Origin of the sequence: Kribbella qitaiheensis (assembly GCF_042657745.1) — a bacterium.
GTDB lineage: Bacteria > Actinomycetota > Actinomycetes > Propionibacteriales > Kribbellaceae > Kribbella > Kribbella qitaiheensis.
Genome location: NZ_JBHSKE010000015.1, coordinates 139,938 through 154,072, shown reverse-complemented (window position 1 = coordinate 154,072; position 14,135 = coordinate 139,938). Strand labels below are relative to the sequence as shown.

General features: G+C 68.1%; 16 protein-coding genes. 8 read left to right on the top strand and 8 right to left on the bottom strand.

Features of this window, described 5'->3' with window-relative positions; genetic code table 11:
- Positions 1-231 precede the first annotated feature (231 nt).
- The 3 genes from ACFPJ1_RS14760 to ACFPJ1_RS14750 all read left to right on the top strand — a co-directional run bounded on the left by ACFPJ1_RS14760 (position 232) and on the right by ACFPJ1_RS14750 (position 2,034).
- Positions 232-498, top strand: a complete 267-nt coding sequence (locus ACFPJ1_RS14760) for a hypothetical protein (RefSeq protein ID WP_380104182.1) — start codon at positions 232-234, stop codon at positions 496-498.
- 162 nt (positions 499-660) lie between these two features.
- The gene (locus ACFPJ1_RS14755; protein WP_380104181.1) at positions 661-1,062 is read left to right on the top strand and encodes a PPOX class F420-dependent oxidoreductase; all 402 of its coding nucleotides are present in this window, start codon (positions 661-663) and stop codon (positions 1,060-1,062) included.
- Between the two features lie 180 nt (positions 1,063-1,242).
- Positions 1,243-2,034 carry an SGNH/GDSL hydrolase family protein gene (locus ACFPJ1_RS14750; protein WP_380104180.1) on the top strand — a complete coding sequence of 264 codons (792 nt, stop codon included), beginning with the start codon at positions 1,243-1,245 and terminating at the stop codon, positions 2,032-2,034.
- A 47-nt stretch (positions 2,035-2,081) separates the two neighbouring features.
- On the opposite strand, the gene ACFPJ1_RS14745 is transcribed toward ACFPJ1_RS14750, so the two are convergent.
- The 4 genes from ACFPJ1_RS14745 to ACFPJ1_RS14730 form a co-directional block, all read right to left on the bottom strand.
- Positions 2,082-2,540 (bottom strand): SRPBCC family protein, encoded by a 459-nt coding sequence (locus ACFPJ1_RS14745; protein ID WP_380104179.1) that lies wholly within the window; start codon positions 2,538-2,540, stop codon positions 2,082-2,084.
- A complete protein-coding gene (locus ACFPJ1_RS14740) occupies positions 2,537-3,034 on the bottom strand; it encodes an RNA polymerase sigma factor (RefSeq protein ID WP_380104178.1) in 498 nt (165 codons plus the stop codon). The genes ACFPJ1_RS14745 and ACFPJ1_RS14740 overlap by 4 nt, the downstream gene beginning before the upstream one ends.
- Entirely contained in the window at positions 3,031-3,453 is a 423-nt protein-coding gene (locus tag ACFPJ1_RS14735) for a DUF3995 domain-containing protein (RefSeq protein ID WP_380104177.1), read from the bottom strand. Before ACFPJ1_RS14735 ends, ACFPJ1_RS14740 begins: the two co-directional genes overlap by 4 nt.
- A gap of 96 nt (positions 3,454-3,549) precedes the next feature.
- A complete protein-coding gene (locus ACFPJ1_RS14730) occupies positions 3,550-4,032 on the bottom strand; it encodes a PadR family transcriptional regulator (RefSeq protein ID WP_380104176.1) in 483 nt (160 codons plus the stop codon).
- A 207-nt stretch (positions 4,033-4,239) separates the two neighbouring features.
- Here ACFPJ1_RS14730 and ACFPJ1_RS14725 point away from each other — a divergent pair, with 207 nt between their 5' ends.
- The 3 genes from ACFPJ1_RS14725 (at position 4,240) to ACFPJ1_RS14715 (ending at position 6,332) form a co-directional block, all read left to right on the top strand.
- Positions 4,240-5,091, top strand: coding sequence for a MerR family transcriptional regulator (locus ACFPJ1_RS14725; RefSeq protein WP_380104175.1), 852 nt, complete (start codon positions 4,240-4,242; stop codon positions 5,089-5,091).
- Positions 5,088-5,966, top strand: a complete 879-nt coding sequence (locus ACFPJ1_RS14720; RefSeq protein ID WP_380104174.1) for a transglutaminase-like domain-containing protein — start codon at positions 5,088-5,090, stop codon at positions 5,964-5,966. Before ACFPJ1_RS14725 ends, ACFPJ1_RS14720 begins: the two co-directional genes overlap by 4 nt.
- Positions 5,967-6,074: 108 nt before the next feature.
- On the top strand, positions 6,075-6,332 hold the full coding sequence (locus ACFPJ1_RS14715; protein ID WP_380104173.1) for a hypothetical protein: 258 nt from the start codon (positions 6,075-6,077) through the stop codon (positions 6,330-6,332).
- Between the two features lie 25 nt (positions 6,333-6,357).
- Here the strand turns inward: ACFPJ1_RS14715 and glgP are convergent, their stop codons facing one another.
- Entirely contained in the window at positions 6,358-8,955 is a 2,598-nt protein-coding gene (glgP, locus tag ACFPJ1_RS14710) for an alpha-glucan family phosphorylase (protein ID WP_380104172.1), read from the bottom strand.
- Between the two features lie 254 nt (positions 8,956-9,209).
- Here glgP and ACFPJ1_RS14705 point away from each other — a divergent pair, with 254 nt between their 5' ends.
- Positions 9,210-11,198: an alpha-1,4-glucan--maltose-1-phosphate maltosyltransferase gene (locus ACFPJ1_RS14705; RefSeq protein WP_380104171.1), complete on the top strand. Its 1,989-nt coding sequence runs from the start codon at positions 9,210-9,212 to the stop codon at positions 11,196-11,198.
- 83 nt (positions 11,199-11,281) lie between these two features.
- Positions 11,282-11,620, top strand: a complete 339-nt coding sequence (locus tag ACFPJ1_RS14700; RefSeq protein ID WP_380104170.1) for a hypothetical protein — start codon at positions 11,282-11,284, stop codon at positions 11,618-11,620.
- On the opposite strand, the gene ACFPJ1_RS14695 is transcribed toward ACFPJ1_RS14700, so the two are convergent.
- The 3 genes from ACFPJ1_RS14695 to ACFPJ1_RS14685 are packed head-to-tail and all read right to left on the bottom strand — an operon-like array spanning position 11,617 to position 13,952.
- The gene (locus ACFPJ1_RS14695; RefSeq protein WP_380104169.1) at positions 11,617-12,792 is read right to left on the bottom strand and encodes a threonine synthase; all 1,176 of its coding nucleotides are present in this window, start codon (positions 12,790-12,792) and stop codon (positions 11,617-11,619) included. The two genes, ACFPJ1_RS14700 and ACFPJ1_RS14695, sit on opposite strands and share 4 nt — an antisense overlap.
- 49 nt (positions 12,793-12,841) lie before the next feature.
- A complete protein-coding gene (locus ACFPJ1_RS14690; RefSeq protein WP_380104168.1) occupies positions 12,842-13,270 on the bottom strand; it encodes a MarR family winged helix-turn-helix transcriptional regulator in 429 nt (142 codons plus the stop codon).
- Positions 13,271-13,295: 25 nt separating this feature from the next.
- Positions 13,296-13,952, bottom strand: a complete 657-nt coding sequence (locus tag ACFPJ1_RS14685) for a winged helix-turn-helix domain-containing protein (RefSeq protein ID WP_380104167.1) — start codon at positions 13,950-13,952, stop codon at positions 13,296-13,298.
- Positions 13,953-14,135 lie beyond the last annotated feature (183 nt).

The window sequence follows — 14,135 nt, the reverse complement described above, 5'->3', positions numbered from 1 at the left end:
CAGTCAAGGCCGGCGATACCGCTTTGATACCGGTCAGGGCCGACTCGATACCGCTCGGCGGGACAACTGCACCAACGCCACGAGGCGTCACCGGACAGCCGATAGCAGTCCCGCCTCGGGATAGACAGAAGGTCCGTGATGTTCCACAAGACTCAACCAGGACTGGCGGCACAGTCGAACCAGTCATCAGCAAGCTGCTCGCTCGTCAACCGCCCCCGGGTGAACCGCCCGATGGTCAGACGCATCACGTCGCTCGGCGCAGGCGCAGTCGTCAGCCTGGGATTCCTCATGATGGCCTCTCCGGCCATGGCGCAGGAGTACCCCGGCCAAGGCGGCTCCTCGGAGGAGATCGTCAGCCCCGCGCCGGCGCCTCCCGACGACGGTCTGGACGCGACCTCCGTCGCCCTGGGCGCCCTGGCCGGCATCACGTTCGCCGGTGTGGGTCTGGGCATCACCGTCGGCGTCCAGCGATACCACACCGCGATGCCAACCGCCTGATCAATGTCACCTACCGAAGCAAGAGGCCGCCCGTCACTGGCAGCCTCTTGCTTCGGTCCGAGACTTGCCCGCGCGAGTCGGTGAGCGCGGCCGGTGGACCGGTGGGCGTGCTTAGCCTCGGGTGTGGGTTGGTCGTGGGTGGTTGATGGCGATGGGGAGGCTATGGAGATTCCAGCGGCGTTTCATGGGTTGCTTGGGTCGACGGCGGTGGCTTTTGTGTCGACGATCGGGAAGCGCGGCGAGCCGCAGGTGACGCCGTTGTGGTTCATGTGGGACGGGGAGGTTGTTCGGATCAGTCTGGTCGAGGGGCGGCAGAAGTTGCGGAATCTGCGGCGGGATCCGCGGATCGCTCTTGTCGTCGTAGATCCGGCCCGGCCGACGCACTACATCGAGCTGCGGGGGACGGTCAGCCAGCTCGCGGTGGATCCGGACTGTGCGCTAGAGCGGGCGATCGCGGAGAAGTACGCCGGTGAGTGGGCGGACGTGGAGCCGCCGGGCACGCCGCGGTACGCGACCAGCATCGTTGTCGAGAAGACGACGATGCAGCAGGGGGCACCTGAATAGTCCCAGAGAGAGGCCCGCCGTCGACCGGCGGCCTCTCCCTCTTTAGTGCCCTCCAGCCGATCGGCGGCTTGTTCACCTTCGTGTCGTACCGTCGCTGTTCGCCATTCGTTCACCGCAGCGCCTCGTCCGCGACACCCGCGCAGGGCTGCTGTTCGGTCGGGATTCAGAGGGGGGCTCTGGATGTTGTTGCTGCGCCAAGACGAGCGCGTCAATCGCGAGCACCAGACGCCGATCGGCGTTCTTCATCATCTCGTGGTTCGGTGGGGCGACGCCGAGACCGCGACGGCTCGACGTGCACTCAAGCGGTGGTTCAACGGCGTCGCTTTCGTCGACGTGCAGGCGCAGACCTTTGCCGAGTTCTGGCGGGCGAACAACAAAACCGCCGTCGCCGGCGAGGGTCCGCTCTGGGTCGTTCTCGGCGACTCAACCGCCCAGGGCGTCGGAGCCTCGTCACCGCTCCACGGCTACGTCGGTCAGGTGATGTCGGCATTGGCGGCCAGGAGTAGCCGTCCCTGGCGCGTCCTCAACCTGTCCCGTTCCGGTGCGCAGACCTGGCAAGTGATCGACCAACAGCTTCCGGTCCTCGAGGAACTCGGCCTGAAACCGGACCTGGTCACCTGCGGCATCGGCAGCAACGACATCTTCGCCACTCCCCCGAAGCGCCTGCGCTCCACCCTGCGCCAGTTGGTCGACCGGTTGCCGCGCTCCTCCGTCATGCTGGATCTGCCGCTGCCCGACGGCCTCTGGACTATCGGCAGCCTCTGCAGCCCGTACGTCGCCAGCATCAACAGAACCATCCACAGCGCCGCCGCGAACCGAGGCTTCCCGGTAGCCGAACTCTCCCGCCATTTCTCCCGCCCCTGGCGCGGCCAGTTCGCTCCCGACCTGTTCCACCCCAACGACCTCGGCTACCACCACCAGGCCCGAGCCGTCCTCGCCGCTCTCCCTCCAGCCATCCTCCAACCTCAGTAGCCACGGGCACCCAACTCAGCCAGCCCGGGTGGCGCCGCGTCGTTCTCCTAACTCTCCAGGTTGCTCGCCAGGCGGTCGAGCGACTTCCTGCTCTCGCGGCGTACGCCGACCGGGACCAGCGCAGCCCTGCCGGGGACGCGGACGCCGCCGGTGAGGGCTACTCGGGTGCCGCCGGTTGGTTCCTCGGTGGCGGCCATGCCGATCAGGAGGAAGCGGCTTTGCAGCCAGCACCAGCCGGGGCGGACTACTCCCTCCAGGCGGGCTCTCATGCCGAAGGTGCTGCGGACGAGCATCGTGATCCGGTCGCCCTCGCGCTGCACGTTCTCCACCGAGCGCATGTCGGGCTGGAACTCGATGAAGCGCCGACCGTCGCTCCACATGAGGTCCCAGACGGCTGGAAGCGGTTCGTTGAAGACCCGCTCGGTGACCGCGGCTCCGGGGATACCAGCTGCCAGCGCGTGCAGTCGGCGTACGTCGTCCAATTCTGCTTGCGGCCAGTTCGTCATGATCCCCATGCCTTTCGGAAGCTTGCGCGAGCTCGGTGCAGCCGGGACTTGGCTGTTCCGGCGGGTAGCTCGAGCAGGGCGGCGGCCGCCTGCTCGTCGAGGCCCTCGAGGTCGCGCAGGACCAGGAGTGCGCGGTGCTCCGGAGCCAGCCTTGCCAGCGTGTCCCGTACGTCGACCAGCAACTGCGGGTCGTTCGGCGCGGGCAACTCGTCGAGATCGGCGGCGACCTGCCGCTGGTCCTGCCGTGCCACCCGGATCGCTTCGCGGACCGCGATGGCGCGAACCCAGCCGAACAACGCACCCGGTTCCTTGAGAGTCCGCAGCGACCTGAACACCGCGACCAGCGCCTCCTGGGTGGCGTCCGGTCCGTTGCTCAAGGCAATCGGCCCGCAGATCCGGCCGACGTACGGCATGAGTTGGTCGAGCAGGTCGTTCATCGCGAGGGTGTCACCACCCTGCGCCCTGCGGACCAACTGCTCAGGTTCTTCGATCACGCGGGCAACTCTCTCAGTTGCCTCGTCCGGAGCAGCCGCAGATCCACAGCCAGCAATGTGATGCAGGCAGGGGTGTAGAAGAAAAGGTTCAGCCAGAAGAACGCAGTACCGGAATCTGTGCCGAGGCCGAAGTCCCACATCAGGCCGGCCGCGGCTCGAAGGGCCAAGCCGGCTGCCAGACCTGCCACCACCAGCCGAGCCAGTCGAAGGCGGTCGACCGTCAGCACTGCCACGGCCAGCAGTACATGCAGTACTGCCAGGGGCAGAACGACCTGTGGAGCGAAGGAGACCTCTTGGCCGAGCACAGCTTGCGAAAGCGAGCTCTGATCTATCGCGGGCCAGGTCGCCCCGGTCGCCCAGTACACGTGCACCGCCGCCAGCAAGACATGGACACCGGCCACGACCTGTCGAGCCTTCATGGGTCATCTCCTCCTCAGACTGTCGAGACGCCTGGAAGAGGAGGCGGGAACGCGAAACGTTCCACCGCGTGACGCAGCTCTCACTGCGCCACGCGATCAGTCGTTCGGGGCCTCGGGGCCGTCGGCAAGCAGCAGGTAGAGGGACCGGCGTGCGTCGGTCAGGATCTTGGCTGCCGCGGCGCGCTGTTCCTCGGTGCCGGAGCGGGCTACCTGCCGGGTGGCAGCGTGCAGTTCCTCCAGCAGACCGCGCAGGTCGGTGGCAGGTTCGGACCTCTCGTACTCGGCGAAGGGGTCGGAGCCGGTCTCGCGACGGGCGTCCGCCTGCTCGCGACCGGAGTCGGTCAAGGTGACGAGCCTGCGACCGGCATCGGCGATGACGGTGACCAGGCCTTCGTCTTCCAGTTGGCTGATGGTCGGATAGATCGCGCCGGGACTGGGCGTCCAGCGTCCGTCGCTGCGGTCGGCGATCGCCTGCATCAACTGGTAGCCGTGCATCGGCTCCTCGGCGAGCAGCATCAGGACCGCCGCACGGACGTCGCCGCGGGGGGCCCGGCCGCGTCCGCCGCGCCGCCGATGCATGGGCATTCCTTCACCCGATCGCGGTCCGCCGCGCCGGGGATGGTGGTGGTGACCGCGTCTGCGGCCTTCTCGTTCGGTGTTCATGGTTTCCTCCTCGATATATCTCATGACACTAACGATATATCGCTACCGTCATGAAAGCAAGTCTCACTATCCCCGCCATCGCAAGCTTCACTTTGCCCCTGGGGCAGGGTGTTGACTGACGGCATGGAGGTGACGAAGGACGAGCTGACGATCAGCGAGTTCGGTCGGCGGGCCGGGCTCTCGCACAAGGCCTTGCGGCTGTACGACGTCTCGGGGTTGTTGCCGCCAGCCCGGGTGGACCCGGTCAACGGCTACCGCCTGTACTCCGCGGACCAGCTGGAGCGGGCTCGCCGGATCAGCGTGATGCGACAGCTCGACATGCCGCTGAGCACGATCGCCGAAGTACTCACCGGGACCGACGAGGAAGCTCTGATCCGGCTGGACCGGTGGTGGGCTGCCGAGGAGGCGAACACCGCCGCGCGGAAGGCGACGCTGGAGTACCTGCGCGACCGGCTGATCCGCGCCGGCTCCCCCGGGCTGACTCCCCGGCCGGTTCTGGTCCGCGACGTACCGGACACGAAGATCGCCTCGATCCGGGCGGACACGGACCAGCAACTGCTGATGGGCGTCATCGTGTCCTCGACGATCGAGATCCGCGCGCACCTGACCAAGGCGGGCGCGGGACTCGCCGGCGGCTCGTGGGTGATCTACCACGGCGCGGTGACACCGGAGAGCGAGGCGACGGTCGAGGTGTGCGTGCCGTTCACCGGGCTGGTGGATCCGGCCGGGCCGATCGGCATCCGCGTCGAGCCCGCCCACACCGAGGCCTACTGCACGATCACCATGGACGAATGCGTCTACCCCCGCATCATGCTCGCCTACGACCTGGTCGAGGACTGGGTTCGCAAGTACGCCGGGCCGGCCGCGGGCCCGCCGCGCGAGGTGTACCGCGCGGGCTACCAGGACATGCCCGGCGACGGCCCCGCGGTCGACGTCGCAGTACCGATCCATCCACGTGAGGGGAAGAACCGATGAACTATGCCGAGCAGTCCGCCTACAGCGACCCCGGCGCCCACGCCGCTCTCCTGGACGAACTGCCGTCCGACATCGCCGAACTCACCGCGGTGATCCGCAACCTGCTGATCCACTACCGCGGCGGTGGCATCGAGTTCACCGGCCACCGGCTCGAGGAGATCAACCACCGCTGGGTCGAGGCGATGCTGGCCACCGACCAGCGCCGCAACGGCACTCCCCTGGCGACCCCGCGCGAACCGGCCGACCGGATCGTCGGCTGCTGCCGCGACTACACCCTGCTGATGGTCTCGGCCCTGCGCCACAAGGGCATCCCGGCCCGTAGCCGGGTCGGCTTCAGCTCGTACTTCGCGCCCGGGTTCCACCACGACCACGTCGTCGTCGAGTACTGGAACGACGACCGCTGGGTGCTGCTGGACGCGGAACTGGAGCCGGCCGAGCACTGGGGATTCGATGTCCACGACATTCCGAAGGGGAAGTTCGACTCGGCCGCCGAGGTGTGGCGGGCGTTCCGCGCGGGCGAGATCGACGGCGATGTCTACGGCGTGGATCCCTCGCTGCCGTTCAAGGGTGGCTGGTTCATCCGCGACTACGTGTTCCTGCAGTTGGCGCACCTGCAACGCGACGAACTGCTGCTCTGGGACGGCTGGGGCGCGATGGCCGATGACCTCGAGATGGACCTCACCCCGACCGACGAGCTCGCCGCCCTGCTGATCGCCTCGGACGCCGGCGACGAGACCGCCACCACCAAGCTCCGCGACCGGTACCGCGAGGACCCGGACCTGCACCCGGGCGACCGGGTCCTCGTCCACTCCCCCTCCGGTACGCCGCCCGCCTTTGTCGACCTCAATACCCGCCAGAAGGTCGACGCGCCGTAGGACTACCCCAGACGAAGTAGGTGCGAAGCCTTCCCGGAGCCGATGCCCGGGAAGGCTGTCCTGCCCGACGATCGACGTGTTGATCGAGTCGAGTGTCCGGAGAGGGCGATGAGTACGGCGGTGGTGCCGGAAGCGCGGACGAACGCGAAGGCGGGCAAGCCTTGGCGACTGGGGGCGAGGACCCGGAAAGTCGTGCTGGTGCTGCACATCGCGTCGGTCGGCGCCTGGCTCGGTATCGATGTCGTGATGGCGGTGCTCGTGTTCGGCGGGATGTTCACCGACGACTACGAGACGAAGGCACTGGGGTTCAGAGCGCTGGAGTTGGTAGCGGTCTGGCCGATGACGGGCTCCCGCCTAGTGAGGTAGGCGGGGCCCGGCGTTGTTCAGTGACTTAGAACTCGGAGCCTGCGGGCAGGTCCGGGGATTCCGGGTCCTCGGGGTCGGACGGGCCGGCTGCGAGACCTAGCTCGGCCGGACTGGCCAGCATGTCGTCCTTCGGGAGTACTCGCACGGTGTAGCCGAACGGGCCTGTGCGGTCGAGCTTGAGCTCACCCTCGTACCGGTGGCGGTTGCCCTCGTACGTCTCGGCGAGGGACAGCGACGCCCGGACCGGATCGGTGATCTCGTCCTCGGAGTTCACCCGGCCGTGCAGCGCCTCCACGTCGATGTCACCGGCAGTCAGCTCGCCCAGCGAGACGAACGCGCGGATGCCGACCGTCGTACCGAGCTGGGGTACGTCGCCGAGGCCCTGCAGCTCCACGTGGTCGACGCGGATCTGCGGCCAGGCCGCGCGGACGCGCTTCTTCCACGCGGCCAGCTCGCGCGCACCCTCGTACGTCGAGTTGAGCCGTCGGGAGGAGTGCGCGGCCGGCACGTACAGCTGCTGCACGTAGTCGCGGACCATCCGGGTGGCGAGCACCTTCGGGCCGAGCTCCTTGATGGTGTGCCGGAGCATCTCGATCCAGCGGCCCGGGACCTCACCGTCGTAGAAGCGCGGCGCGACCTGCTTCTCGATCAGGTCGTACAGCGCGTGCGCCTCGAGGTCGTCGCGGCGGTCGGTGTCCTCGATCCCCTCGGCCGACGGGATCGCCCAGCCGAACTCGTCGTCGTACCACTCGTCCCACCAGCCGTCGCGGATGGACAGGTTGAGCGCGCCGTTCAGCGCCGCCTTCATGCCGGACGTGCCGCAGGCCTCGTACGGGCGGAGCGGGTTGTTCAGCCAGACGTCGCAGCCCGGGTACATCGGCTGCGCCAGCGCGATGTCGTAGTCGGGCACGAAGACGATGCGGTGCCGGACCTCCGGGTCGTCGGCGAACCGGACCATCTCCTGGATCAGCTTCTTGCCACCCTCGTCGGCCGGGTGCGCCTTGCCCGCGATGACGATCTGGACCGGCCGGGTCGGGTGCAGCAGCAGCGCCTTCAGCCGGGCCGGGTCACGCAGCATCAGCGTCAGTCGCTTGTACGACGGGACGCGGCGGGCGAATCCCATCGTCAGCACGTCCGGGTCGAGGATCGAGTCGACCCAGCCGAGCTCCGCCTCGCTCGCACCGCGGTTCACCCAGGAGGCGCGGACGCGAGCGCGGGTGTCGTCGATGAAGCGCTGCCGCAGCATCCGCTTCGTCTCCCACAGGGCCGCGTCGGTGGTCTTGTCCAGACCCTCGAACATGCCCTCGGAGTCGCCTTCGTCGGCGGCCGCGTAGGTCAGGTTCGAGATCTCGCGCGCCACCCAGGTGGGGGCGTGCACGCCGTTGGTGATCGAGGTGATCGGCACGTCGGACGGGTCGAAGCTCGGCCACAGCCCGGCGAACATGCCGCGGCTGACGACGCCGTGCAGCTTGGAGACGCCATTCGCCCGCTGAGCCAGGCGAAGGCCCATGATCGCCATGTTGAAGACGCCGGGGTCGCCGCCTTCGAAGTCCTCGGCGCCGAGCGCGAGGATCCGGTCGATCGGAACACCGTCGCCGAAGGCGTCGACGGAGAAGTGCTGCTGGATGAGCTCGACCGAGAAGCGGTCGATGCCGGCCGGGACCGGCGTGTGGGTGGTGAAGACGGTGCCGCCGCGGGCCACCTCGAGCGCGGTGTCGAAGTCGAGGCCCTGGTCGTGGGCGAGCTCGCGGATCCGCTCGATGCCGAGGAAGCCGGCGTGACCCTCGTTGGTGTGGAACACCTCGGGCGCAGCGTGGCCGGTGATCCGGCAGTACTCGCGGACCGCCCGGACGCCGCCGACACCCAGCAGCAGTTCCTGGAGCAGCCGGTGCTCGGTCGTCCCGCCGTACAGGCGGTCGGTGACCTCGCGCTCGGCGGGCTCGTTGTCCTCCATGTCGGCGTCGAGCATCAGCAACGGCACCCGGCCGACCTGGGCGACCCAGATCTGGGCGCACAGCTTGCGGCCGCCGGGCAGCGTCACGTTGATGGTCGCGGGGGTGTCACCGTCGCGGAGCAGGCTGATCGGCAGCCCGTCAGGATCCACGAGGGGGTAGCGCTCCTGCTGCCAGCCTTCGCGGTTCAGCGACTGGCCGAAGTAGCCGTGCCGGTAGAGGAGGCCGACACCGATCAGCGGGACACCCAGGTCACTCGCTGCCTTCAGGTGGTCACCCGCCAGGATGCCGAGACCACCGGAGTACTGCGGCAGCACGTGGGTGATGCCGAACTCCGGGGAGAAGTAGGCCACCGAACTGACCGGCGAACCGGCCTCGGCCTGGAACCACCGGTCGTCGGTGACGTAGCCGGTCAGGTCGGCTACAGCCAGCTCCAGACGGCGGAGGAAGGCGTGGTCGTTCGCCAGCTCGTCGAGCCGGGCCGCCGGGACCTCACCGAGAAGCCTGACCGGGTCACCGCCGGTGCTGCGCCAGAGCTGGGGGTCGACAGCCTCGAAGACGTCTTGCGTCTCGGGGTGCCAGACCCAGCGCAGGTTGTTCACCAGGGTGCCGAGACCGGTCAGCGGCTCGGGCAGGACAGGGCGGACGGAGAATCGTCGTATCGCTCGCACCGGGACACCGTACCGGCCGATGGAGCCGAACTCACCCTCGGGCTGCATCGATTTTGCAACGCGAGCAAGAACTTGCAGCCCCTGTTCCGCAGTATGGACCGGCCGCCCGGCTCACAAGACCGCGACGCCCCAGCGAGGACCGGCCCCAGTAACGGTGTGCATGGCCCCGCGAACCGTTGGGAACCGATAACGTCAGTGCTGTACAACTCCCGTGTCAACCACCGCGAGTCGGAAAGCGAAGGTTCGTTTACTCCATGACTGGGCGCATCCCGATCACCGAGGTCACCCCGACCGTCGACGCCGGCGCGTATCCGGCCAAGTCGTCGGTGGGCGAGACGTTCACCATCGCGGCCACGGTGTTCCGCGAAGGCCATGACGCGGTGAACGCGAACGTCGTACTGACGTCGCCGACGGGCCAGACCAGACGGATGCTGATGACGCCAGTGGGCCAGGGCACCGACCGCTGGACGGTCGACGTCACCCTGCAGGAGCAGGGCGCGTGGACCTTCTCGGTCGAGGGCTGGAGCGACCCGTACGGGACGTGGCGGCACAACGCGGAAATCAAGATCCCGGCCGGCCTCGACGTGGACCTGATGTTCGCCGAGGGCGCGGCCTTCTTCGATCGCGCCGCGGCCGGCGTACCGCCCGCGGTCCGTGTGGATCGCAGTGCGTTGAGCGACGCCGCGCAGGCGCTCGCCAATCCCGCGCTGCCGCCCGAAGCCCGGATGGCCGCGGGGATCTCGCCGCAGGTCCGCTCCGCGCTCGGGCGCTACCCGGTGCGCGAGTTGATCACCTCGTCCGAGACGTACCCCGTGTGGGTGGACCGGCGGCTCGCGCTCTACGGCAGTTGGTACGAGTTCTTCCCGCGCTCCGAGGGCGCGACGTACGACGAAGAGAAGCAGGAGTGGCACTCGGGCACCTTCCGTACCGCTGCCCAACGGCTCGAGGCGGTCGCCGCGATGGGGTTCGACGTGCTCTACCTGCCGCCGGTCCACCCGATCGGCAAGTCGTACCGCAAGGGCCCGAACAACACCCTCGACCCGAAGCCGGGCGACCCGGGATCCCCGTGGGCGATCGGTTCGGAGGAAGGTGGGCACGACGCGATCCACCCGGAGCTCGGCACCTTCGAGGACTTCGACCACTTCGTCTCCAGGGCTCGTGAGGTCGGGCTCGAGGTCGCGATCGACCTGGCCCTGCAGGCCTCGCCGGACCACCCGTGGGTGACGGAGCACCCGAAGTGGTTCTCGGTCCGCGCCGACGGGTCGATCGCCTACGCGGAGAACCCGCCGAAGAAGTACCAGGACATCTACCCGATCAACTTCGACAACGATCCCGAAGGCATCTACGCCGAGGTCTTGAGGATCGTGAAGCTGTGGATCTCGCACGGCGTCACCGTGTTCCGGGTCGACAACCCGCACACCAAGCCGGTGAACTTCTGGGAGTGGCTGCTCGGCGAGGTCCGCAAGACCGACCCGGACGTGGTCTTCCTGTCCGAGGCGTTCACCCGCCGGCCGATGATGCGCGAGCTCGCGAAGGTCGGGTTCCACCAGTCGTACACCTACTTCACCTGGCGCAACGAGAAGTGGGAGCTGGAGGAGTACCTGCAGGAGCTGACCAAGGAGACCGGCCACTTCCTGCGGCCGAACTTCTTCGTGAACACCCCGGACATCCTCACGGCGTACCTGCAGTACGGCGGGCCGGGCGCGTTCAAGATCCGCGCCGCGATCGCCGCGACAGCGTCCCCGGCCTGGGGTGTCTACGCGGGCTTCGAGCTGTTCGAGCACGTCGCGCTGCGGCCGGGCTCCGAGGAGTACCTGGACACCGAGAAGTTCCAGCTCCGCCCGCGCGACTGGGACGCCGCCGCGGCCGAGAACCGCACCCTCGCGCCGTACCTGACGCTGCTGAACAACATCCGCCGCCGGCACCCCGCACTGCAGCAGTTGCGCAACCTCAGTCTGCACAACGTGGACGACGAGGCGATCATGTGCTTCTCGAAGCGGGTCACCGGTCCGGACGGCCACAGCGACACGGTCATCGTGGTGGTCAACACCGACCCGCACTCGGTCCGCGAATCACTCGTCCACCTCGACATGGCAGCACTCGGCATGCGCCCCGAGGACACCTTCACGGTGTACGACGAGATCAGCGGCGCCACCTGGCGCTGGGGCCAGCAGAACTACATCAAGCTGGACCCCAACGGCAACCCGGCCCACATCCTCGCCGTCCGCCGCGGCCAGGCCTGATCACCTGACATCATCGCCTTCACACGAAAGAACTGGGGGCGATGATGTCGGTACTAGAACGCGTATCTCCGGAGGTCCGCCGCATGACGGGGTGGATGCTGCCGGCGGCCATCGGTTTCGTGCTGTCGGGGATCGTCCCGGGCACGGAGACGCAGATCAGCCAGTCGGAGCGGCTCGGCGCGGGCCTCCTCGCCTTGGCAGGGACCCTGGCTGGTGTGCTCTGGCAGTGGTACAGCCCCCGCGATCTCGCCGAGCGGCTCTCCTATCCGACCGGGGTGACGATCCTGCTGGCAGTGGTCTTCATGGTGCCCGGCGGCGAGTTGACGCAGCACGGCCCGGCCTACGCGTACTGGTTCCCGGTCGGGCTGATAGCCGGCCTCGTGCTGACGACCCGCTGGCAACAACTGCGCGCCGAGGACTAGAGCGGCACGGTCTCCGGGTACTTCAAGCCGGTTCCGGTGTTGAGGGCAACGACTTGGTCGTCGGCCTTGATCCAGCCGGACTCGCGCAACTGCTGGACGGCGGCGAAGTTGGCGGCGCCCTCCGGGCAGATGAAGGAGCCCTCGAGCTCAGCTACTCGCCGTTGGGCGGCGAGGATGTCGTCGTCCTCGATCGCGATCGCGCAGCCGTCGGTCTCCTTGATGGCCTGCAGGACGAGGAAGTCGCCGAGGGCCTTCGGCACGGTGATGCCGAAGGCAACGGTCTTCGCGTCCGGCCAGGGTTCGCTCTCCGGCAGGCCCTTCTCCCAGGCCTGCACGATCGGCGCGCACCCGGTCGCCTGTACTGCGACCAGCCGCGGCATCGGTCCCTCGACCCAGCCCAGCTCGGCGAGTTCCGCCAGCGCCTTCCAGATCCCGATCAGCCCGACACCACCGCCGGTCGGGTAGAGGATCACGTCCGGCAGCTTCCAGCCGAGCTGCTCCGCGATCTCCAGGCCCATCGTCTTCTTGCCCTCGATCCGGTAGGGCTCCTTCAGCGTCGACACGTCCTGATACCCCTCGCGGGTGGCGAGTTGCTCGCGCACCCACGCCCCGGCGTCACCGATCAGCCCGTCGATCAGCTTCAGCTCGGCGCCGACCACCTTCACCTCGCGCCGGCAGATCTCCGGCGCCGCGATCGGCATCGCGATCAGCGCCTCCATCCCGGCCCGCGCCGCGTACGTCGCCCACGCGGACCCGGCGTTCCCGTTCGTCGGCATCGCGATCTTCCGTACGCCGACCTCCCGCGCCCGGGACACCCCGACGGCAGCCCCGCGCGCCTTGAACGTCCCGGTCGGGATCAGCCCCTCGTCCTTCATCAGCAGCCCGTCCACCCCGAGCTCCCGCCCGTACTGCGGTACTGCGAGCAGCGGGGTCATCCCCTCCCCCAGGCTGATCACGTTCTCCGGCGAGCGCACCGGGAGCAGTTCGTGGTACCGCCAGAGGTCGGGCGGTCGCGCGGCCACGTCGTCCTTGCTCAGCCCGGCCCGCACCTCGTCGAGGTCGTACCGGACGAGCAGTGGCGATCCGCACGAGCACAGGCCGATCACCTGATCCGCGGAATGGGTGAGGCCGCACTTGGGACATTCGAGATGACTCAGAGCCGAGAAGCGCACAATCCCAGAGGCTACTCCGCCACTCACGGCTCAGCAGGTCGATCTCATGTCAGAGCACGGACAGCAGCTTGCCCAGGGTCTCGCGCGCGGCATCGAGTTCGGCGACCGTCACGCCGGCCCGAGCAAGCCGCTGGGACCGGTCGGCATCCGAAGCCGCCACGATCTTCCGAAGCATCTCGCGCCCTTCCGTGGTCAACGCGAGCAGCGGCGATCGCTGATGGTCAGGATTGCCCGAACGCTTGACGACACCCTCGTCCACCAACTCATCGGCCACCCGCTGCACGCTCTGCCGGGTCAGCCCCAGCCGCCGCGCGATCGCGGGCACGGTGAACGCCTGGTCGGACAGCACGCTCATCACATGCCAGCGAGCCACCGTCTGCCCCTGCTCGGCAGCGATCTGCTCGCTACTCCCCCGCGACACCCCCGCCAGCTCATACACATCGGCCACCAGCAACCGGTAACTCTCAGCCCTTGTCACCTTGACAGTCTACTGTCAAGGTGCCTCACCCCGCGCGGAGGCCGCTGATCGACTGGCGCTGGTGGGACGTGGTGGACGGGCGCTGGTGGTCAGTGAGGCGGAAGCCCGTACCGCGGACCGCGTCGATCGTGACGGTGGTGCCCAGTTCGTCGAGCTTGCGGCGTACCCGCTTCACCAGCGAGTGCACGTCGGCCGTGCCCTGCAGGTGCCGGTTGCGCCAGACGGCCTGATGCAGCGCCTCATACGTCCACACCCTCAACGGTTCCGTGATCAGCCGGGTGAGCAGATCGTGCTCGAGATCGGTCAACGGCACCTCCCGCTCCCGCCACTGCGCGACCGACCGGGCCGAGTCGATCGCCAGTACGTCGGCGTCCCGGTCACCGCGATCCGTACGGCGATCCGGCACCTTCCGGGCGACGGGTTCATCGACGGCCTCCGGCTCCGGGGGCTCCGGCTGCTCGGGTGGAGCCGGCGGCGGTTGTTGCGCGGGGGTGAGCAGTCTGCGGAGTTCCTCAAGGCTGGAGACGAGCAGCAGCGGCGCGACATCGTCGACGAGTTCCGCGAGCCGGACCCGTTCCTCCATGGACGCTGCCACCGCGATCAGCAGTGGGAACGGCTCCTGGGCGGATCCGGTCAGATCGAGAGCGCCGGCGGTCTGGGCGGGGACACGGGCGGTGACCATCTGATTACGATGTCAAGCATTGCCTCAAATCGTCAACGCATTGACAAACAATGGCGAAACCTTGCTTACAAGCAAGGGACTGCTAGTGACATCTTGCTCACCAAGTGTGCTTGTTCCGCTCCGCATCTGACACATAAGGTCCACGTCAGGCTCTCGGCGTAACACGTCGCGACCTGGGGGGCA